22 protein-coding genes and 1 tRNA gene are annotated in these 20,420 nt (G+C 60.5%); 18 read left to right on the forward strand and 5 right to left on the reverse strand.

Annotation, left to right across the window (positions count from 1 at the left end; all coding sequences use genetic code 11):
- Window positions 1-3 precede the first annotated feature (3 nt).
- The 13 genes from ACSW29_RS23230 (at window position 4) to ACSW29_RS23290 (ending at window position 11,048) form a co-directional block, all read left to right on the forward strand.
- Window positions 4-597: a lysoplasmalogenase family protein gene (locus ACSW29_RS23230; RefSeq protein WP_448278393.1), complete on the forward strand. Its 594-nt coding sequence runs from the start codon at window positions 4-6 to the stop codon at window positions 595-597.
- Between the two features lie 119 nt (window positions 598-716).
- A complete protein-coding gene (locus ACSW29_RS23235; RefSeq protein WP_448278394.1) occupies window positions 717-1,301 on the forward strand; it encodes an RNA polymerase sigma factor in 585 nt (194 codons plus the stop codon).
- Window positions 1,298-2,020: a hypothetical protein gene (locus tag ACSW29_RS23240; protein ID WP_448278395.1), complete on the forward strand. Its 723-nt coding sequence runs from the start codon at window positions 1,298-1,300 to the stop codon at window positions 2,018-2,020. The genes ACSW29_RS23235 and ACSW29_RS23240 overlap by 4 nt, the downstream gene beginning before the upstream one ends.
- A gap of 20 nt (window positions 2,021-2,040) precedes the next feature.
- Window positions 2,041-2,667 (forward strand): class I SAM-dependent methyltransferase, encoded by a 627-nt coding sequence (locus tag ACSW29_RS23245; RefSeq protein WP_230817106.1) that lies wholly within the window; start codon window positions 2,041-2,043, stop codon window positions 2,665-2,667.
- Between the two features lie 103 nt (window positions 2,668-2,770).
- Window positions 2,771-2,844 (forward strand) — tRNA-Cys (locus tag ACSW29_RS23250).
- An 845-nt stretch (window positions 2,845-3,689) separates the two neighbouring features.
- On the forward strand, window positions 3,690-4,685 hold the full coding sequence (locus tag ACSW29_RS23255) for an NAD(P)H-dependent flavin oxidoreductase (protein ID WP_448278396.1): 996 nt from the start codon (window positions 3,690-3,692) through the stop codon (window positions 4,683-4,685).
- 51 nt (window positions 4,686-4,736) lie between these two features.
- A complete protein-coding gene (locus tag ACSW29_RS23260) occupies window positions 4,737-5,321 on the forward strand; it encodes a hypothetical protein (protein ID WP_448278397.1) in 585 nt (194 codons plus the stop codon).
- Window positions 5,322-5,346: 25 nt separating this feature from the next.
- Entirely contained in the window at window positions 5,347-6,741 is a 1,395-nt protein-coding gene (locus tag ACSW29_RS23265; RefSeq protein ID WP_448278398.1) for an FAD-binding protein, read from the forward strand.
- 52 nt (window positions 6,742-6,793) lie between these two features.
- Window positions 6,794-7,732 carry a hypothetical protein gene (locus ACSW29_RS23270; protein WP_448278399.1) on the forward strand — a complete coding sequence of 313 codons (939 nt, stop codon included), beginning with the start codon at window positions 6,794-6,796 and terminating at the stop codon, window positions 7,730-7,732.
- Window positions 7,729-8,469, forward strand: a complete 741-nt coding sequence (locus ACSW29_RS23275) for a hypothetical protein (RefSeq protein ID WP_448278400.1) — start codon at window positions 7,729-7,731, stop codon at window positions 8,467-8,469. Before ACSW29_RS23270 ends, ACSW29_RS23275 begins: the two co-directional genes overlap by 4 nt.
- Window positions 8,444-9,535, forward strand: a complete 1,092-nt coding sequence (locus tag ACSW29_RS23280) for an isocitrate/isopropylmalate dehydrogenase family protein (RefSeq protein WP_448278401.1) — start codon at window positions 8,444-8,446, stop codon at window positions 9,533-9,535. Before ACSW29_RS23275 ends, ACSW29_RS23280 begins: the two co-directional genes overlap by 26 nt.
- Window positions 9,532-10,221: an RraA family protein gene (locus ACSW29_RS23285; RefSeq protein ID WP_317828610.1), complete on the forward strand. Its 690-nt coding sequence runs from the start codon at window positions 9,532-9,534 to the stop codon at window positions 10,219-10,221. The genes ACSW29_RS23280 and ACSW29_RS23285 overlap by 4 nt, the downstream gene beginning before the upstream one ends.
- Window positions 10,218-11,048 carry a DUF6282 family protein gene (locus ACSW29_RS23290; RefSeq protein ID WP_230817098.1) on the forward strand — a complete coding sequence of 277 codons (831 nt, stop codon included), beginning with the start codon at window positions 10,218-10,220 and terminating at the stop codon, window positions 11,046-11,048. Before ACSW29_RS23285 ends, ACSW29_RS23290 begins: the two co-directional genes overlap by 4 nt.
- On the opposite strand, the gene ACSW29_RS23295 is transcribed toward ACSW29_RS23290, so the two are convergent.
- Together ACSW29_RS23295 and ACSW29_RS23300 are read right to left on the reverse strand one after the other, a co-directional pair.
- Window positions 11,020-12,003, reverse strand: coding sequence for a LysR family transcriptional regulator (locus tag ACSW29_RS23295; RefSeq protein WP_347874046.1), 984 nt, complete (start codon window positions 12,001-12,003; stop codon window positions 11,020-11,022). The genes ACSW29_RS23290 and ACSW29_RS23295 overlap by 29 nt on opposite strands.
- 52 nt (window positions 12,004-12,055) lie before the next feature.
- On the reverse strand, window positions 12,056-12,403 hold the full coding sequence (locus ACSW29_RS23300; RefSeq protein WP_230817096.1) for an ArsR/SmtB family transcription factor: 348 nt from the start codon (window positions 12,401-12,403) through the stop codon (window positions 12,056-12,058).
- A 141-nt stretch (window positions 12,404-12,544) separates the two neighbouring features.
- Between ACSW29_RS23300 and ACSW29_RS23305 the strand changes: the two genes are divergently transcribed.
- The 5 genes from ACSW29_RS23305 (at window position 12,545) to ACSW29_RS23325 (ending at window position 17,316) form a co-directional block, all read left to right on the forward strand.
- Entirely contained in the window at window positions 12,545-13,771 is a 1,227-nt protein-coding gene (locus tag ACSW29_RS23305) for an MFS transporter (RefSeq protein WP_448278402.1), read from the forward strand.
- Between the two features lie 28 nt (window positions 13,772-13,799).
- A complete protein-coding gene (locus ACSW29_RS23310; RefSeq protein WP_230817094.1) occupies window positions 13,800-14,195 on the forward strand; it encodes a PPOX class F420-dependent oxidoreductase in 396 nt (131 codons plus the stop codon).
- A gap of 1,677 nt (window positions 14,196-15,872) precedes the next feature.
- Complete coding sequence (locus ACSW29_RS23315; protein ID WP_347872582.1) at window positions 15,873-16,013, forward strand: hypothetical protein; 141 nt, start codon at window positions 15,873-15,875, stop codon at window positions 16,011-16,013.
- The gene (locus tag ACSW29_RS23320; RefSeq protein WP_448278403.1) at window positions 16,010-16,900 is read left to right on the forward strand and encodes an MFS transporter; all 891 of its coding nucleotides are present in this window, start codon (window positions 16,010-16,012) and stop codon (window positions 16,898-16,900) included. Before ACSW29_RS23315 ends, ACSW29_RS23320 begins: the two co-directional genes overlap by 4 nt.
- Window positions 16,876-17,316: an MFS transporter gene (locus ACSW29_RS23325; protein ID WP_347872580.1), complete on the forward strand. Its 441-nt coding sequence runs from the start codon at window positions 16,876-16,878 to the stop codon at window positions 17,314-17,316. The genes ACSW29_RS23320 and ACSW29_RS23325 overlap by 25 nt, the downstream gene beginning before the upstream one ends.
- Here ACSW29_RS23325 and ACSW29_RS23330 read toward each other — a convergent pair.
- The 3 genes from ACSW29_RS23330 to ACSW29_RS23340 are packed head-to-tail and all read right to left on the reverse strand — an operon-like array spanning window position 17,268 to window position 20,418.
- Window positions 17,268-18,110 carry a siderophore-interacting protein gene (locus ACSW29_RS23330; RefSeq protein WP_347872579.1) on the reverse strand — a complete coding sequence of 281 codons (843 nt, stop codon included), beginning with the start codon at window positions 18,108-18,110 and terminating at the stop codon, window positions 17,268-17,270. The genes ACSW29_RS23325 and ACSW29_RS23330 overlap by 49 nt on opposite strands.
- Window positions 18,107-19,408, reverse strand: a complete 1,302-nt coding sequence (entS, locus tag ACSW29_RS23335) for an enterobactin transporter EntS (protein WP_448278404.1) — start codon at window positions 19,406-19,408, stop codon at window positions 18,107-18,109. The genes ACSW29_RS23330 and entS overlap by 4 nt, the downstream gene beginning before the upstream one ends.
- Window positions 19,405-20,418 (reverse strand): Fe2+-enterobactin ABC transporter substrate-binding protein, encoded by a 1,014-nt coding sequence (locus ACSW29_RS23340; protein ID WP_448278551.1) that lies wholly within the window; start codon window positions 20,416-20,418, stop codon window positions 19,405-19,407. Before ACSW29_RS23340 ends, entS begins: the two co-directional genes overlap by 4 nt.
- Window positions 20,419-20,420 lie beyond the last annotated feature (2 nt).

Genomic DNA, 20,420 nt, shown 5'->3' on the forward strand with positions numbered 1-20,420 from the left:
CCGATGCGTGAATCTGTTCGCAACGCCGGACTGCCGAGCACCATCCGGTCGCCATGGTTTGTCGGGTTTTCCGCGGTAGCGATTCTTCATCTGATCGTCAATGCCGCTGATGCTGCGCCTTGGGACGGGATCACCAAGGTCATGCTCGCGCCGATTCTGGCTGCCTGGGTTGTCGACCAAGGCGGACCGAGAATTGTTGCTGCTGCGCTGATTGCCTGCGCTTTCGGAGACCTGTTCCTGATCTGGGACTCCACGTTTGTCATCGGGATGGCCGCCTTCGCGATCGGTCACCTCTGCTTCATCCGATTCTTTCTCTCAGCCGGCGCTCTTCGGGAGATGCGAAGGCGGCCATGGATTCTGTGCGCCAACACCGCCGCTGGAATCGCTCTTGTGTCGTACACCTGGACCGGTCTCGAACCTGAACTTCGAATTGCCGTCCCCGTGTACGCCGCAATCCTGGTGGGAACTGCATCAACCGCACTGGCCTACAACACGATCACCGGTATCGGCGGCGCACTGTTCCTCACCTCTGACGCCCTGATCCTGCTCGGTCAGGCGAACAAGTGGCAGCCTGCCGCTGCGGCATCTGGATCATGACGCTGTACATCCTTGCGTTGTTGCTCCTGACCGTCGGAATCCTCGGCCGGAGTAACACGGCAAACCGTCCACTGGCGCCGACGCTGTAAGGATCAGTAACCAGCCGGACATCTCTTCTTATGACGCCGAAATCCGAGGACGGGCCACCACCGAGCGACGAAGAGCGTTTCACCGTCCTGTGGGACGCCTACGCCGGTCGGGTGTTCGCGTACACCTGCCGCCACGTTGATCATCACAGCGCACAAGAAGTTGTCTCCGAGACGTTCCTCGTTGCCTGGCGACGCTTGGACGAAGTGCCCGAGCAGGCACTGCCCTGGCTGTTGGTGGTGGCTCGAAACACTGTCAACAACAACCGTCGCAGCGTTCGGCGCCTTGACGCGCTCACCGAGAAGATGCGACGCATCGAGCAGATTGCGGCATCGACGCCGGGCGCCGACGTCACTGTCACCGAACGCACGGAACTGCTCGAAGCACTGGCAACACTCACCGTCACCGAACGTGAAGCCTTGCTTTTGACTGCCTGGGACGGATTGACCGCCACCGAAGCCGCGCGGGTCGCCGGGTGTTCGGTTCCAGCCATGCATGTTCGTCTCTTTCGCGCTCGGCGTCGATTGAGCGCCGGGTTGGCTTCAGAATCCGTCACCGCGATCCCGATGAACACCGCCCGACCTTGCGCTGCCGCCGAACACGGGAGTACTCCATGAGCAAAGATCTGCTGACCACCCTCGAGAAGCTGCGGCCGACCAATTCTCTTTCCGCCGAGCTCTGGCCCGAGAACGTCCAGGTTGCCGCACGCACCCGAATCATGGCTACCGAAAACAACATTGGAGCAACAAAAACTCCACGCCGCCGAGTAGGCGCCGTAGCTCTCGTCGCGATGCTCTGTGCAGCGGGAATGGTGGGCTGCGCCGCTGCCACGGCGATGATGCCAAAACCGTTTACGGATATGTACTCGGGTTGGCAGACGATGCCGGGAATCAACGGCGGAATAGATCCGTCCACCGCCGAGCGGGTCGGGTCCATCCCCGGACCTGACGGATCCCTGTTCAGCGTCTTCGTTGCCCACGGCGCGGACGGTTGGAGGTGCATCGCCCCGGTTTTCGAGGCGTCAGCCGACGTCGACAAGGTCGGACCGTCGAAATTCATCAGCCTCGGACACGGCTGCAGATCTAGCGATGACTTTTACGGCGCAGATTCATTCGGAGGTGGAGCCGGCATCATGGTTGCCGGTCCACACGAGGCGACCTACGACGCTGGGGCAGGAGGCGCCGTTCGGGCCGAACTTCACACCGCTGACGGCGAGATCTATCCAACAGTTCTTGCCGAAGATCGCTTCTACGGATGGATCCCCCTCTCGCTCACCTTCCCGCGTCCAACTCTCGTCGGATATGCCGCAGACGGGACGGTCGTCGGCACCCGGTGAGCTGTCGGTACCCTCGAAAGATGACTGCACAGGCCCCGAACGAGCGCATCCCCAGCCAGTGGGAAGAGATCACTGCAGCCGACTCGACGCATTCCACACGATATGTCGAGCGTTTCCGTTCCATGAGAGCGGACGGCAAGGACATTGTCGGGGAAGCACGTTTGATCGACGCGATGCTCGGACGCGGTGGCCGGGTTCTCGATGCAGGGTGCGGGCCGGGCCGACTCGGCGGTTATCTGCACGACGTCGGGCATGTGGTTGTCGGAGTCGACGTTGACCCGGTTCTCATTGCTGCCGCGGAGGAGGACCACCCCGGCCCGACGTGGCTTGTCGGCGATCTCTCCGAGCTCGATCTACCGGCCCGCGGTGTCGAGGCGAATTTCGACGTCATCGTGTCGGCAGGCAACGTGATGGCGTTTCTCGCTCCGTCAACCAGGCAAGCAGTGTTGTCAGGATTTGCTCGTCATCTCGCTCCGAGCGGCCGAGTGGTCATCGGATTCGGTGCCGGCCGTGGCTACGAGTTCCCCGAGTTTCTCGCCGACGCGGCCGCGAGTGGCCTCGAGGCTGATCTGCTGCTCTCCACGTGGGACCTGCGCCCGTTCAAGGACAATTCCGAATTCCTCGTCGCGGTGTTCTCGCGCTCCTAGCCCGGCAATTGCCTTCCACCCCCGCAACCCGTCACACTGCGATCAACTCACCCTGATCGCAATCGTGGCGATTGTTGTTCACTACGAACACAATTGGATCAATGCGGGTGTGGCCGAGCGGCAAGGCAACGGTCTGCAAAACCGTCCACGCAGGTTCGACTCCTGCCATCCGCTCCACGTGCGATACAGCGATTCATGACGTGGCGGTCCTTCAGAGCGTGTGGATGTGTCCGCGAGCTGCCCCGCTCCGAGAAACCCTTTACTGACCCCACCGCAGTAGGCGAGTTCTACACTCGGCAATCTAAAGCCGCGAATGCACAATCATTTCCGATCACACCACCTTCGCGGCCCTCGATTGACGCGCGCGTCTACTCGTTGACCATCGGGAAGATCGACGGTCGCGGGTGGCCAAAAGTGCGCAGGCGCATCGCATTCGCCGCCATCGCTCCCTCTGCCCGACGAATCAGCACATAAGTGGCTAGTGAAGCGAACCCATGTTCCGCCCATTACTTCGGGTTGCATCGCGTTGCGCAGGTCGACAGTGATCGCTGAGTAGCCAGAATTTGGAAAATCTCCCCATTTCGGCATTACGAATTTAGGTAAATTGTTGATAGTAAGTTTACTAAGTCTTGTAGATTTCATAGATCGAGTATCCGAATACTCATCCACGGACTGCAATTTGTTGAAGTGACGGATATCATATTAGCTACGCGACATGCTAAATATACAGACTGTTAACGAATTAATATCTTGACTTCTGAGCAGAACCTAGTTGCAGATATTCTTCACTCAGCTCAAACGGATTAATAGGAGACTCGAAGCAGACAGAACGTACGCACCGACCGTAATCGGCGCCAATCTACCTCGCTCCATTCACTATTCTGCCGTACTCGTACGTTCAACTATAAAACGCAATACCAGCTATCACTAATAGCAAATAGACGTAGTTGACGTTCCGAAGTACGTTCATGTCGTCACATTCCTGCAGTGAAGATCCCGAAACGTACAGCGAGGACTTATGAATGGTAAATAAAGTGAATAAACTATTGGGAACGCGCTATCCGATATTGTCGGCACCAATGGGTGGAGTAGCAGGTGGCGAACTGGCCGCCGCAGTCTCGAACTCTGGTGGTGCCGGCCTTGTCGGAGTCAGCTACGGCAACGAAAAATTCATAGCTTCGGAGTTGCCCATCGCCGCCCGGTCACGTGGCGTCTGGGGGGCAGGCCTGGTGACGTTCACCTTCGACAAGGCCCCTCACTTGCTCGACAGCGTCTTGTCCCACCGGCCGCCACTCGTTGCATTGTCGTTCGGAAATGCCGCCCAGACAAACAAATACGTCGCAGCCATTCAACGCGAAAACCTGTTAGCCGCCGTGCAGGTTCACGACACCGACCAAGCTCGAGAAGCCGCCGCTGCCGGAGCCGACGTGATCATTGCCCAAGGATCCGAAGCGGGTGGACACCACAAAGACCGTGCAACATTTCCGCTCATTCCAGCAGTCGCGGACGCACTCAACGGGCAGATCCCACTTGTTGCAGCCGGTGGAATCGCAGACGGCCGGGGACTGGCGGCAGCACTCGCTCTCGGTGCCGACGGGGTCATGATCGGCACTCGGTTCGCCGCCGCCGCCGAGGCACTCACAAGCCCGTCCTTCACCGATTCCTTGATCAACGGACACAGTCGAGATCTCCTCGATACCCGTGCATTCGACATCATCCGTTCAATTCCCTGGCCATCTCAGTACACCGCTCGCACTCTCGGGAACGACTTCTCCCGCAAATGGTTTGGCCATGAAGACGAACTCGCCGACAACGCTGCCACCCTCGTCGACGCATGGTCGCAATCGGTCTCCGATGACGACGTCACACAACGACCGTTGTTCGCGGGGGAGAACATCGATCTGATTACCTCGGTTCAACCAGCCGCTCAGATCATCGAGTCGATGATCGCACAGGCCTGCTCGGTTCTGGATGCGCTCGGGACGACCGAGTTCCGCGACGCACTTCCCGCTCACTGACCGGCCCAGGCCCCGAGCACCATTCAGCGACAACGAAAGAAGGCGAAACCTATGTTCGTACTAAAACTTACCTATCTTGCGGATCCTGACGTCCTCACCCGCAGCAAACCTGACCACATTCGATGGCTACGCGAGCAAATCAACGCCGGCACTGTGGTCGCAGCCGGACCCAGAGACGGTGGTGGTGGCGTCGTAATCACCTCAGACCTCGACGACGAAGCTGTCGACAAACTGGTCGCCAGCGACCCGTGGACCGTCGACGGGCTGGCCCGATACGACCGAATTCACTTCGCCAGTACCTACAGCGCCCCCGGCGTCTTTCCCCGCCCGAACTCTGACGAGGTCACTCTCATCAACGTCGCGCTCACTGACGACCCTCAGAAATCACTGGCAGCACTCAACGACGCAGTCGACCACGTCGCCCACACCGCGACCGGATTCCTCGGGTCAAGATTGCTCCGAAGCACACAGAACGACAGCATCATCAACTTCGCCCGATGGAACAGTCTGAACGAATTCGAAGCGATTTTCGACGACCCCGAGTTCACAACGCGCTACGCAGCTTTCGCTGAAACCACCACGGAAGCTCGCTACAGGCTCTACCGCTCGGCACACATCATCAGCCCGGAATCCTGACATCCCCGATCAGAAAGGAACCACCGTGAACACCTCGTTCGACCTCGTCGTAATAGGGCACGGAGCCGCTGGGCTCGCCGCTGCCGTCACCTACCTGGAAAGCGCCGACGCCGACGCACGCGTAGCCGTCCTCGAGCGTTCCTCCCGTGAAGAGCGCGGTGGTGCGACCCGATGGACCGGGGCGTTTCTCCGCATCGACAGCGAACACAACTTCGACGACACATACTCGGATCGGCTCACTGAAACATCGGGAGGGCGTGCTGATCTCGACTACCTACAGATCTTGCAGAAAGACACACCTGCAGCTATCGCATTTCTGCAGGATCAAGGAGTCGAGATCAGCTTCAATCAATTCCCGTTTCCTCACACCTTTGTCAGCGGGCAGCCTTCCATGGCTGCGCCGGCAAGCCCCGTCGGAGGAGGCGGATCCATCGTCGAATCCTTCTCCACAACACTCGAATCCGACAACCGAGTGGACTTGTTGTACCAAACCGAAGCGCTGTCGCTACTGACCACAAACGGAGTCGTCACCGGCGTACGAGTACGAACTCCACAAGGCCAACACGACCTGACCGGTTCTGCTGTCGTCCTCGCCAACGGCGGATTCGAGGGAAACCCGGAAATGCTCACCCGCTACATCGGCCCCCGCGCATGGGAACTACCACTCATCGCGCCAGGCATCGCCAACAACCGAGGCGACGCACTCCGGATGGCACTGGAGGTGGGAGCTGACACAGCCGGAGCATTCGACGGCATCCACGCCGAACCCGTCGATCGTCGATCGACATCCGCCGACGCGGTTCTCTACGGATTTCCTGCAGGAATATTCGTCAATGACCACGCCGAACGCTTCATCGACGAAGGAAAAGACACATGGGACAACACCTTCGAAAAAGTCGGCTACTCGATCTGGGCGCATCAGAACCAGAGCGCCTACTGGATCGGTGACGCCACCTCCGTCAACTTGCCCTGGTTCGAGCGCGCTCTCCTGAGCGACGTCCCACCCGTCACGTCGAACACGATCGAAGATTTGGCCGAGCAACTCGGTCTGGAACCCGCAGCACTCACAGCGACGATCTCGCAGTTCAACACTGCCACCAGCGATGTCGCATTCGACCACACACAATTCGATGGTAAACGGACCGAAGGCCTGACAATCGACAAGTCTAACTGGGCAACCCCCATCGATACAGCGCCGTACATCGGGTTTCCCCTGACAGCCGCGTTGTGCTTCACCTACGGAGGCATCCGAACCGACCCTGATGCCCGCGTCCTTACACCGTCGGGAACGCCTATTCCCGGTCTGTTCGCAGCAGGTGAAGCAACCGGTCTGTACTACAGCGAATACCCACCAGCAACATCGGTGCTCCGCTCGGTCATCTTCGGCCGACGTGCTGGCACCTCGATCTCGAACCTGTGACTACCTGACACACAATCCCGTTCGAATTCAGCCCAACGCCGAGGAGCTTGAAATGCGCCTGACCAATCTTGACGTCACACTACGTGACGGCGGCTACCGCAACACCTTCAATTTTCCCAGGCAGTACGCACTCGACCACGCAGCATTGGCCGTCGAGGCCGGATTTGACTGGGTCGAAATCGCCTACCGGAATGGATCTTTCAACCCCAACACAAGTAACGGCCTCACAGGCAGAGGCGACGACGACTACATCGAAGACGTCACCGCCCGAATCGGCGCTGATCATGTCGCCCTGATCGCCCACCCCCACAATGTCGACGCAGAGGATCTCGAATCGGCCTACGCCGCGGGAGCCCGACTGATCCGCTTGTGCGTCAACGCGAATGATCCTTCACTCACCTGGAACTTGATCTCCCACGCCCGATCTCTGGGTTTCGTCTGCGCGGCGAACCTCACCAGAGTCAGCAACCTCACGCCCCGAACGATCGCAGAACTATCCGGTGCTGCGGCCGCTGCGGGAGCGAACGCACTCTACCTAGCCGATTCCAACGGAGCGATACAACCAGCAGATGTCACCCGAATGGTCACGGTCGCCGGCGATTTCAGCGGTCTCCAAATCGGATTTCACGCACACAACAACATTGGCTTGGCGCTCGCGAACGCCATCGCAGCAGTTTCGGCAGGCGCATCCTGGATCGACTCATCTGTGTTGGGCATGGGCAAAGGAGCGGGCAATCTCATCGCAGAGCAGTGGATTTCGTACCTCGACAGCTGCGCACCGGAAAGCTCAGGATTCGAACTTGCAGCACTGCTCGACCTCTCCGCCCTACTATCAGACACGGTTCCGGAATCGGCGCCAGTCGTTCCTGCCACCGATCTACTACTCGGGCGATACAACCTGTCGATCGAACACAAAAGCAAGGTGCACGGACTGGACTCGCAAGCCAGAGTTCGTGCGGCACGTGACCTCGAACAGGCGCTCAGCGCGTGACCGCTCGAGCAGTGATCTTCGCTCCGGCACTGCCGATCTGGGACGAAGGTGCATCCGTCGAACCAATCAGAGCAGGGCTCGATCGACACGGAATCGCCGCACACATCGTCGACACGAACTCCCTCGCCGAAGAGGCCACCAGCATCGAACACTTGGCAGAGTTGTGGGCTGAACACCTTTCCGGCTTGCGCTTCGATCTTGTCTGCGGAAATGCCCTCGGAGGCGCCGTCGCGACAATGTTCGCAGTACGGAACCGCCTATCTTGTCCAGTGCTCACGGTCTCCGGACCGGTGCGGACCAGCCCCAAACTCAGCGCCCGGTTGACCACGATCATCAACCTCGCCGCGTCAGGGGGTATCGATGCGGCCATGGTCGAACTGCACGCAAAAGTGACGCCCGCCGGTGAAGCAGCACCTCCGACTCCGCCACTGCAGCTGACACGGCACAGCCGCCATGTCGCAGCTCGACGAATTGCTACCGGACTGTCGATGTTGCGGACAGTCGACCTCAACGAGGCGACGCACAGATACCCAGGTCGAATCGTGAGCATCGTTGGAACACGATCCCAATTGGTCGGGGCCGAACACACTGCCGACGGGCCAACTTCCAGCACTTTGTCGGTGGCCGGCGCCGGTATGCGACCACATCACCACAACCCGACGTGCATCGACGTCGCGTTGACCGAGATCCGCCAACCTTTGGAGACAAGCCATGCAATTAGCAGTTCTGCCCGGTGACGGTATCGGCCCAGACGTTATCAACGCTGCGCTCCCCGTGATCGAAACCGTTGGGTTGCCCTGGGCGCTCGAATACGGGGATGTCGGCTGGGAGTGCTGGCGATCGGGCGGTGACCCTGTACCTCCGCAGACTTGGGAATTACTCGGTAAAACCGACACGTGCCTACTAGGGGCGATCACCAGCAAACCTGCCAGAGAAGCCGAGCAGGAACTACCCACTCGTCTTCGCGTCAATCCACCGACCTACCGATCGCCCGTCATCCAATTGAGACAGAATCTCGGGCTCTACGCCAATGTGCGCCCCATACGAGACCTACGAAACGACCAGTTCAATTTCGTCGTCATTCGTGAGAACACTGAAGGTCTTTACGCCGGCCTGGACTTCCGGCCGGTGCCGGCTGACTTATGGGAACACGTACGGGTACACCCGAACGCCGCAGACTCCGGTCGCGAGGAGACCGCAGCGACGATTCGGCTGCAAACGCGCACCGGTATCGAGCGATTAGTGCGTTTCGGATTCGCGTACGCGCACTCGCACGGTTTCGACCGCGTCACGGTGGCCGACAAACCGAACGTACTTCGAGCGTCGAGCACGCTTTTACGAGGCATCGTCGAATCGATTGCCGAGGAGCACCCCGAGATCGAGGTGGAGATCCTCAACGTAGATGCACTAGCCCTGTGGATGGTCACCCGTCCTGAACGTTTCGGAGTGATACTGGCGGAGAACATGTTCGGTGATATCTTGTCCGATCTTGGTGCTGGGATCATGGGCGGGCTCGGGCTGGCACCCAGTGCGAATCTGGGGAGTAGCGGCAGCTATTTCGAACCAGTCCACGGGAGCGCGCCGAAAATGGCAGGCACCGGCCGCGCCAACCCGTTGGCGACCATACTGACGATCGCCGAAATCGCCGAACACCATGACTTCCCCCGTGAAGCGACGACCATCCGCAGTGCCGTTCGCACAGTCGTGGAGCGGCGCCACTCGTCCGATGTGACTTACGACCTCGGAGGTACCGCAACCACTACCGCAGCAGCAAACGCGGTTCTGAAGGAGATCGAACGATGACCACTTCCAAGCCACAAGTGTCCACCGAACTCGTATACAGGGCAGAACAACTCGATACTGCTGCCGTGTCGGATGCTCTCGACAGCCTGGGTCTCACCGGCCACCTCAGGGGCCTGGTACCCAGGGTGCCCGGCTCCCGAACTGTCGGCCCTGCATACACCGTGACTTACCGGCCGGTGGCGGAAGCCGTCAGCGGATTTCACAATGCTGCCAACTACCTTGATGATGTGCCCGCAGGTTCGGTCGTCGTCGTGGACAATTTCGCAAGTACCGACTGCACGAATTGGGGAGGTCTGCTGACCTCCGTCGCTCAGCGTCAAGGGGTCAGAGGGACGGTGGTACACGGGGCTGCACGTGACATCACCGAAATCCGCGACGCGGACTATCCGTTGTTCAGTGTCGGAGTGTCGATGGTGTCCGGAAAGAATCGCGTCGAGCTAGACGCCGTGGGGCGTGAGGTGACAGTCGGCACGGTGATCGTTCGTCCCGGGGATCTCATTATCGCCGACGACAATGGTGTACTCGTCATTCCAGAGGACAAAGCTGCGGACGTCATCACACGGGCAGAAGCCGTCGAGCGAACCGAAGCGAAGATCGCGGCCGCGGTGAGCGAAGGTATCCGCCTCGATGAGGCACGATCGCGGTTCGGTTATGCCCAGCCGTGGAACGAGAACCGGGAACGGTGAGTGCACCGGTATTGGTCGATCTTCATGTCCACGCGGGGCCGGACCTCCTTCTTCGTCGACACAGCGTAATAGAAGCGGGCCGGCACGCTCAACGTATGGGGGCTTGGTTCGTCGCCAAGTCACATCTCGGATCAACCTGCGAATCGGCATGGGAAGCACGCGAACTCGGGCTTCCAGTAAGCGGGTCGATCGTCCTCAACGATGTGGCTGGTGGCGTCGATCCCAGAGCGGTCGAGCGAGGTGTCTTCGCTCAGGGGGAGCTTTGTGACGCCCGAGTGATCGTCTTTCTTCCTACCATGCGTAGCGGACACAGCTCAGCGGGCGAAAGTTTCGCGCATAGCGGTTTCACTCGCGCGAGATGGTCGTCCGCTACCGCGTTCACGGCAGAGGGCACTGTGTCCAGGCCGACGTTCGACGTTCTCCGATGCGTGAGAGATCATGATCTGATTCTTGCGACCGGGCACAGCAGTGCCGAGGAGAGTCTACGAATCATGGATGCGGCCGCGGCGATCGGTGTCGAACGAGTTTTACTCACCCACGCGACACACCCGATGTCAGGTTTCTCCGTGGACCACATCGCAGAGCTCGCGGCAAACCCGGCTATCTGGGTTGAGGTGACTGCGCTGAGCGTTTTGATGAATCGGCATCCGTACGAAAGGGTAATCGAGCTTGCCAATGTTCACCAACGGGTCGTGCTGTCGAGCGACCTCGGCCAACCGGATCGTCCCGATCTTCCTGCCGGTTGGCAGTTGGCAAGTCAGTGGTGTGCTGCAGAGGTGTTCGACCGAGTCTCACGGGTCAACCCGTCTCGCTTGCTGTTTCGGTGATGCGGCTGGTCATTCGCCCTGCCAGCTCGCGTGGGACGCGCGCGTAGACGGATGAACGAGTGGCAACCAATGCAAGCGTCTCTTCAATAGGGTTATCCGACAGTGGAATCCAGTGAAGTTCTCTCGAAGCGGGGAGGTCATCTCGCGAAGTCAGCATGAGGGTCGACGGATTGGCTGCCAGCATATGGGTTATGACAGCCGGATGATCGTCGTCGATCGAGACTGTTTCCGGGAACCATCCGCGTTGGTGCAGTTGAGAGAGCATTCCACCTCTTTCGGTGTCGCTCTGGGCGGTATCCAAGCAGAGTAGTTGCTGTGCCGACAACTCGTTCCAGGTCACCGCGTCCCGGCCGGCAAATGCATGGTTGCTGTGCACCGCGATTCCGAGAACGTCCGTCCGGAATGCTGTCACATTGATTTCCTTGTGATCGAACGGAAGTCGCACCACTCCGAGCGCTATCCGTTGTTGTTTGAGGTCAGCCAGTAGATCTGATGTGGCGGTCGAATGCAATCGCACATCGAGGTGATCCTCCACCTTGTTTGCGTAGCAACCCTGCAAAAGTCGAGTGAGGTCAGAGATTCGCGTGTAGGCAATCCCTGGGCACAATGCCAGGTGGAGAACGTGAGGGGGCGGTGAAGGCCGCGCGGCTTCGATCGCGTCACGGATTTGCAGAGGAAGCGGTGCGATGCGGTTACGGAAGGCCTCGCCGGCGGCGGTCAACACCAGCCCCCGTCCGTTCCGGGTGAACAGTTCGAAACCGATGCGGGATTCGAGGCGTTTGATCTGCTGGCTGAGAGTTGGTTGAGCGACCTGCAATAACGCTGATGCAGAAGACACCGATCCAGTATCGGCAACAGTGAGAAAGTATCGAACACTGCGAATGTTGATGTCATCGACAGTGGCGATCGGACCGAGCAATTCGGCCGTCGATGATCTGATTGGTGACGTTCGCACAACGGTCAATTCAGGTCCTCCTGTTGTTGGGCGAGCATGCGTCGAAAGTTGTTCAGCCTCTGGCTATCAGATCGAGAAGTCCCGGGAAGCGATGTTCAAGATCCTGGTACCGCACGCGACTGCGCCGCTCCATTCCGTATTGGCGTTGCCTGATCAATCCGGCTTCTCGTAGAGCCTTGAAATGGTGCGTCAGTGACGATTTCGGTCGATCGAAGCCGAACCAACTACAAGGGTGGTCGTATTCGACGGAGTCGGCGAGCAAACGCCTGACAATCTCGAGGCGGATGGGGGTCGAGAGTGCGCCGAAAATTGCGGCGAGGTCGAGTTCGTCGACTGATGGCTCGTCAATGGGAGGTGGCAGGTACTTATCTGTGACTTCAGGAACCGCGATTGTGACCATAACAGGAGAATACATCCAATACTAGTTTTGTCGAACCGGTACGAGTGTGAGCTGAAGTGTGCACTAGAAGATTCGAACCAATACGACTATGGTCCTGACAGTACGAATAATTACGTACATCGATTCCGAAGGGAAGACTCCATGACAAGCTCTGAGGTTCAGCCCTCCACACACTCGTCGACACCCGTGCCCGGATCCATGCCTGCGGTAATGTCCGCGGCTTTCGTCGTCACGGCAGTATTCGTGCTCTCGAATTCGCCGACGCCGCTCTACGTCCATTGGCAACAGAGCATCGGGTTCAGCTCGGGCATGCTCACGGTCATTTTCGGTGCGTACATCCTCGGCCTACTTCTGACGCTTCTTGTTGCGGGGCAACTATCCGACCATTTCGGTCGCCCACGCGTACTTCTGCCCGGACTCGTCGTCGCATTGGCCGCCAGCGCCCTCTTCCTCGTCGCCGACAACGTCGCCATGTTGATAGTGGCGCGGCTGCTCACCGGCATCGCGGTTGGCGTTATCGTCTCTGCCGGAATGGCTTCCGTCGTCGACGCAGGAGGCGACACCCTTCGCGCGACCGCCGCGCGACTCGCGTCCGTTGCCATGGTCCTCGGGGCCGGACTCGGCCCGCTGTTCGCAGGAATCATGGCTCAGTACCTTGATGAGCCCGTCACCTGGGTGTTCGGTGCGGAAGCTCTACTCATTGTCATCGCCACTATCGCTGTCGTCCGTTCCCGCCCACTTACCAACCTCGCAGGCATCGATGATCGCGGTCCGTTTCAGCCACGTCTGCCGTCGGTTCCCCGGCGTTTTCGCCGTTACGTGCTGTTCGGTATCGCGGTCTTCGGACCTGGGATTACTGCAACCTCATTCGTCCTTTCTCTCGGTCCTTCGTTGCTTGCCCGGCAGCTAGGGGTTACGAGCCCCCTGGTCGCGGGCGGAACCGCGTGCGCGATGTTCCTCGTCGCCACAGGCGTTCAATTTGCCGTGGCTCGTGCGCAGATCCGAACCATCTTTATCGGCGGCGCAACATCAACCGCAATGTCTATGCTCGCGTTGTACGGTGCCGTCCAGTCTGACGCCGCAGCACTACTCATCTTTTCCGCACTCCTTGCCGGCGCAGGCCAGGGCCTCGGCCAACTCGGGGGGCTCACGCTGATCGGAATGCATGTTCCCCCTACATCTCGGGCGCAAGGAAATGCATTGATGAACATCGGCGGCTACATCCCCGCAGGAATACTGCCCCTGGTTGCCGGTTACCTGATCGACGCCACATCCATTCCCACAGCGGTAACCGTGTTCGGCGTCGTTCTGTTCCTCGCCGCCGTCGCCGGCGGAGTCGCAGTCGCAAAATCCATCGAGGCGGACTGAACAAATCGGCCAACCGAAAAGAGTGAAGATGAACGAACAAGAACTCGCCACCTTGGCATCAGACCTGGCCAAGGCTCCCCATATCGCCACCGTCGGCACAATAGAGCCAGACGGCTCACCCCAACTGTCCCCAGTCTGGATAACACACGACGACAACACTGTGACGTTCTCGACCGTCGAGGGACGCCGCAAACACACCAACATAGACCGCGATCCGCGCATCAGTATCAGCATCACTGACTCGGAGAACCCGATGCGCCGCATCGAACTTCGAGGACGTGCCGTCATCGTCGACGACCCGGACGGAGATCTCATCCAACGATTGTCACTCGCATACACCGGAAGTACTTGGACCGAAAAAGATCCTGAAGCGAGAAGGGTCATCATCCGCCTCACCCCGCAGCGTCTAGTGGGCCGCTCCTGACACCCCGAAATCCGCGAACGAAGGGTAAGGGTGGAGGTTCGTCCAGTACCCGCGGCACAGTGTCTACCCGAACTCGGCTTGAGTCTTGGACCTCTGAAATCCTTGAAACCAAGGAGCAATTCTGTGCCGCCGAGGACCCTTACTCTGACCAGTCGGCGCAACTCAGCCGCCTCGATCTCTTCGACAACGCATTGATCGGGTTGTACCGGAGAAATCGCATTCACTGCAACGCCCCCATGGATGCAACCCAGTGCTGCCCGCGACAGATGCCGGCCGAGCGTTGGTCACGGAATCGTTCTAGACGAGTGCGACTGCCAGCAGCGGAGATCGAGTTCCGTGGGCGCAGTCGGGTCCATTGGAAGCGACTTCTCGGCGACTCATGGATCGAAGTTATACAGCGAGGACCTGACGGTCTGGCCGCGATCTTCCGGGTCAGACCGTTGCAGCCGAAGGCCGAGAACGGTTGGGCGCCAGCGCAGCATCCGCAGGTGGCACAGAACTCGGTGCGCGCGTTCGATCGTCAGGTAGACAGGAGCGCAGCCACGCCGTACTCGGTCCTCGGTTATCGCCGCCGGAGATCGCTGCGCTGAACTGCGTGGTGCCGCACAGTCCAGGTACTCGTGCTCGGCCAGATAATCGGGTAGCAAACACATCACATCCACGAACGGTCGATCAGTCTCCGTGACTGTACTTCGGAGGAATTCCAGCTGGCATAGTGTTTCGCTTCGACGGATGCCTGCGACCCCACGCCGTGGCGATTCTTCGCGCTCGCACAAACACGTCGGAATTCCGCTTACGGCGGGGCTTTCGTGACATCGCTTCCGCTCGGGCGGCCCAATGTCCTCGAAACCTCGTACCACCAAGATGTTTGCATGCCCCCGGAGCACCATGCTTCCGTTCGTGTCGCCGAACGTCCCAGTCGATGCACGAATTGCACACATCCCGCCCCTTCCCTGGAGCGCGGGTAGATCGAGCGCTGCCTCAGGTTCGCACCGCAGCCCGCTCGGTGCGCAGAAATACTGGTGATGGACCATACACCGGAGCGACGGAATTCTGCCGGTGCCGACGTCCGTTCCACGGGTCCTGATCGCGCCGGATCCTCGAGATCCGCTGTCGAGCCGAGTCCCTCGGCGCCCCGGCTCGACAGCGGAAATCACACCCGAATCAGCTCAGCGAGCTCAGCAGCGGCTCGAGAAGCTTGTAGAGCTCGAAGATGCCGATGATCGTTGAAATAGAACCCATGATGATCCTCCGTGATTCGTGAACTTTCCGTGACCTCGCGTCACAGGCAGAAAGCTAGCAAACCCGACATGCAAACGGGGACCGTGGATGTGTCCGGCAGATGAACTCCCTGCTCGCAGAATAATTTTGGTGACCAGCGTCATGTTCGTCGAGAACTGAGCCCGGTCGTCACATCACCTGACCCTGACCGACGGCAACAGCGAAAGCCTGGCGGTTGTGGTCTCGCGCTATCCGGCATCAATTCCGCTCCAGCGGTCTCTTGCATTGTTTGCCGAACCCGATTACGTTCTTCACAATACCGGTACGCGTAACGAAATAACAAGATACTCTACTAGCCATCCGATATAGCTAGTGCCACAACCCTTCCGGACTCTTGGTGGGGCGACGCATCGTCGCGCCCAAAAGCTCCTCACTCCCCGATCGAAAGAGAGCGCAATGACCACTGAGAGCATCTCCGGAAATCAGCAGCGACCGGTAGCAACAATTGCCAGCCGGACACTTCTGATCGCTGCGGTCGCCGCTTTCGAAAGTATCATCGTCCCCGCACTCCCCCTGGCCCAGCAGACTTCGAAGTGACGGCCGACGTCGGAGCGCTCGCATCCGTCGCTCTGACGTTGAGCACTGTTCTCGTCACACCGATGGCCGGGCGAATAGCCGACGTGTACGGCGCCCGCCCCACCTTGCTCGCGATCACGACAATCGTCGTGCTCGGCGGCAGCGTGTCCGCTCTCGCAACGATCTTCCCGCTGTTCGTTCTCGGCCAGTTTCTCCAGGGATTCGGGCTCGGGTTGCTTCCCGTGAGCGTCGTGGTCCTACGACGCACTTTGTCCTCGGAACAGCTGAAAACTGCCACCGGATTGCTCGGGGCTGTCGTCGTCGCGGGCGGCGCTCTGGGAGTCGTGCTGGCGGGACCGGTGGCCGAAAACATTTCCCGCACGGCGATGTACGCAGTGCCGACCGCCTTCGTCCTCCTCGGCGCACTTGCTTTTGCCGTGAGCACACCACGAGATCACATGTCGAACGTCGGCGGCCGACTCGATTGGCTGGGAGCTGCTGGATTGGCTCTGGGGTTGTTGACGCTGACGGCGTGGCTGGCGAGCGCATCGAGCAACGGGTGGGGCGCACCGACGTCGATGCTGCTGCTTCTCGCTTCCGCTGCCGTGTTCACGATCTGGGCCAGGTATCAGAGCCGGACAACCGAGCCGATGGTCGACCTGACGATGATGCGGCATCGTTCGATGTGGAGCGCTGTGGTCGTCGGCGTGGTTTTCGGATTTACCTACGGCGCAGTTGTCTATCTAATTCCACAACAACTCGCCGTACCGGCGGACAGCGGGTTCGGACGCCGCGCGTCGACCAGTGCCATCGGGTTCCTGCTGTGCCTCGGCTACGGCGCAGCGGTGATCGCCTCGGTGATCTCCGGAAAGTTGGCACACGAGTGGGTACGAAAGCCATCGCAGTAGCAGGAGTCGCCTTCCTCGGCCTCAGCGGCGCCGTCGGAGTCTTTGCAACCACGATGTGGCAGATCGTTGTCGTTCTGATCATGGCGGGTACCGGCGTTGCCGCCGCGTCGACGGCAGTGTTCGTCATCTCCGCCGACAGCGCACCGGCAGACCGCGTGGGTGTCACGACGGCAATAGTCACGATCGCCAGATCGCTGGGTTCTGCCGTCGGAACCCAACTTGCCGCCGGGATCATCGCGAGCGCGACTTCATCCGGCGGCCTTCCCCAGCACTCGGCATTCGCCACGGCTTTCGGAGTGGCGGCAATCGTTGCGATTGTCGGACTCGTTGTCGCGGTGACGATGCCGAAACCGGCGTCAACCGATGTTCAGTGGTCGTCGTCCTCGTCGAAGTCTGCGACTCCGCGCTTCCAGTAGCCCGTGATCAGGTGGTCGCCCGAACTCAGGCCGAGTTCGTCGCGCACGAATCTGCGAATCGGCTTGAGACTGGTGGCCTCACCGGAGATCCAGGCGTAGAGGCGCTCACCTTCGGGCACGGTGACCGTCCGGACTGCCTGCTCGAGCAGATCCGAGTGACCAGCTGGGACGTCACCGCGGTGCAGCCATCGCACCTCGACGCCTTCCGGAACAGTGAGTTCGATTTCCTGTGAAGGGTCGGTGATCTCGACGAACACCCACCCGGCGGCAGCAGCGGGCATCATCTCGAGCCAACGAGCAATGGCAGGAAGGGCGGTGATGTCACCGGCCAGCAGATAGCGGTCGTACGTCCACGGAACCACGACGCCACCGGGCGGACCTGCCACGTGCACCCGAGTGCCGACGGTGGCCGCCTGAGCCCAATCAGAGGCGTACCCACCTTCGTGGAGCGCGAAGTCGAGGTCCAGCTCCCCCGCCTCGGCGTCGTAGCGGCGGACGGTGTACTCACGCGAGATCGGCAGTGGACGCGGCCACTTCAGGCTGAATCCGTCTCGTTCGGGCAGTCGCAAAGTTCCGTCTGCATCCGGGTACACCAGGCGGACATGCTCGTCGGGAGCGTGCGATTCGAAGCCCGCCAACTCGGGTCCGCCCAAGGTCAGACGCAGCAGTCCGGATCCGACCATTTCGCTGCGAACAACTTCGAGTTCGCGAATACCGATGGGGTACGGAACTTTTGCGCCGGTGGTTCCCGCCAGAACTTCGGCGATGGTCGCGAGGTGGTCTCCTCGGTTCATGAACTACCTTCCTTTTCCGGCGGAGCATTCCCCACCGGCACAGCGATGTCGGAGTGATCTACTTCGGTGATCTCCGAAGCTACCCGGCGCACCGAACCCAACGTTGCCAGGAGCACCAGGCCCAGTGTCAGACCGGCGAGACCCAAGGTCAGCAGCGCGGCGCCAGGCTCGAGCCACTGCCCGAGGAACCCGGCTGCCATCGAACCGATCGCCGTGCCGGTCACGGCCTGCACCATCCACAGACTCGACACGCGTCCGCGCAGTTCGTCCGGCGTGTTCTGTTGAAGGACGGCAAATCTCAAAATGTCGTTGAGGGCGCGGCCGAGACCGAATCCGGCCAGGCCCAGGAACGCGACGATCGCTGCTCCCGACGCACCCAGTACCACGAGGCCGAGCGGCATCAACGCTACCGAGATCAGCATCGCGGCACCGTTGCGGTGTACTCGTCCGGTCCAACCGCTGGTGAGCGAACCGATCACGGCGCCGACGGCCGGTGCGCCGTAGAGCAGACCGAGCATGGTGGGTCCGCCGCCGAGAACCTGGTCGACGAATGCCGGCAGCAGCACCATCGGGCCGCTGACGAACATGACCAACAGTCCGCTGATCAGGATGCCGCGAATGACTGTGTGAGTGCCGGCGAACTTCACGCCGGTCACGAGCGCGCGCATCGGACTTTCGTGATTCGTACCCGGTGCAGGCGACGCGCCTATGGCTTGGAACAACGTGACCGTTGCTGCGGTGGCCACGGCAGCAACAAAATATGTCGCGGGGATGCCGCCGGAGGCGATGATCACACCGGCGATTGCCGGCGAGATCATCGTCCCGATGTCCGTGGTCAGCGCTACCAACGCGCCGGCCGCAGCCATCTTGTTGCGCGGCAACAACGTCGGCATCAAAGCCATCAATGCCGAGCTGCTGACACCGCCGGCCAAGCCGTCGACGGCTGCCGCGACGTAGATGACCCACATCGACGGGTGTGGCAAGAGCGCATTGCACCCGAGAATGGCAAAGCCGAGACCCGCAGCACTGCGGGCCAACTGGATGGTGCGTCGCCGGTCGTAACGATCAGCGAGCACACCGCCGAACAGGCTCCCGAAGAACATGGCGATGGCCATCGCCGTGGACACTCCGGCAACCTGCAAGGTCGACCCGGTGAGCTGGTACGTCTGCGCGGGAACGGCTACGACGAGCAGTCCGATCCCGAGCAGCGAGATCAATCGCGCGGAAAACGCGTACCTGAATGGACGGCTGGTCCGCAACGGTGAAACATCGATCACCAGCCCACCGAATCGAGTCATGCGAAGGTCTGGCCGATCAGGTCGAGCGTAGCCATTGCGCCGTCGTAGTCAGGACGGTAGCTGGTGGCGGGGAGCTCGAACGTCGTGCCTGCCTTGAAGGACGGCAACTGCGAGTAGAGCGGATCGGTGGCAAGCTCGGCCATCGGGCGACCGGACACCGGAATTACAAAGGCGACAGGAGCATCGGCGACCTGCGAGAGCAGTTCCGGGCTGACCTCGAACGAGTCACCCGAGCCGAAGAGCTGCGGGTTGCCGGCCTTGGCCATGACGTCGTCGGCCTTGAAACCGAGCTCGGCGAGCATTGCGGGGAGCGCTGCCGTCGGCGGCACGAGGTACGGCTTGTTGTTGGCGAGCGAGAGAATGTAGACGACGTTGCCCTCGGGAACCTTGATCTTGCCCTTGACCTCTTTGACCTTGTCGTCGTACGCGCTGATCAGCGCCGGAACCTCGTCCGAACGACCCGCGGCATCGGCGACGATCTCGAGCTGCTTGTCCCAGTTGGCGACCGTCTTGGGGACCAACACGGTGGGAGCGATAGCGGTCAGCTGGTCGTAAAGTTCCTCGGCCTGAACCGAGGTGATGCCCTGTCCACCGCCGATGATCAGGTCGGGTTCAGCCGCCGCGACGGCTTCGATGTTGAGCTGCTCGCCGGCCGGCAATTCCTTGGTGCCCTGCGCCTTTGCGGCATCCGACCATGCCGGCGGGAATCCACCGTCGAGGTTCGTGACACCGAGGACGCGGGTATCGGTGGCAACCACCGGTGCGTCCAGGGCGTACAGGTATCCGGCGAGACCGCCGCTCAGAACCACGATGCGCTCCGCCGACGCGGGCACGGTGACCGAGCCCTTTTCGGTTTCGATCACGCGCGTCGTGGGCTCTGCAGCCTTGGTCGGTTCGTCGTTCGAATCGCTACTGCAACCGATCATCGCCACGAGTGCGACGATCAGCAACCCTGCGATGGCGACGAATCGTCGCCAACTCCGTATCGCGAGGGGCGGTGTGGACTTCATCA

It is taken from the genome of Rhodococcus sp. GB-02 (genome assembly GCF_053470465.1).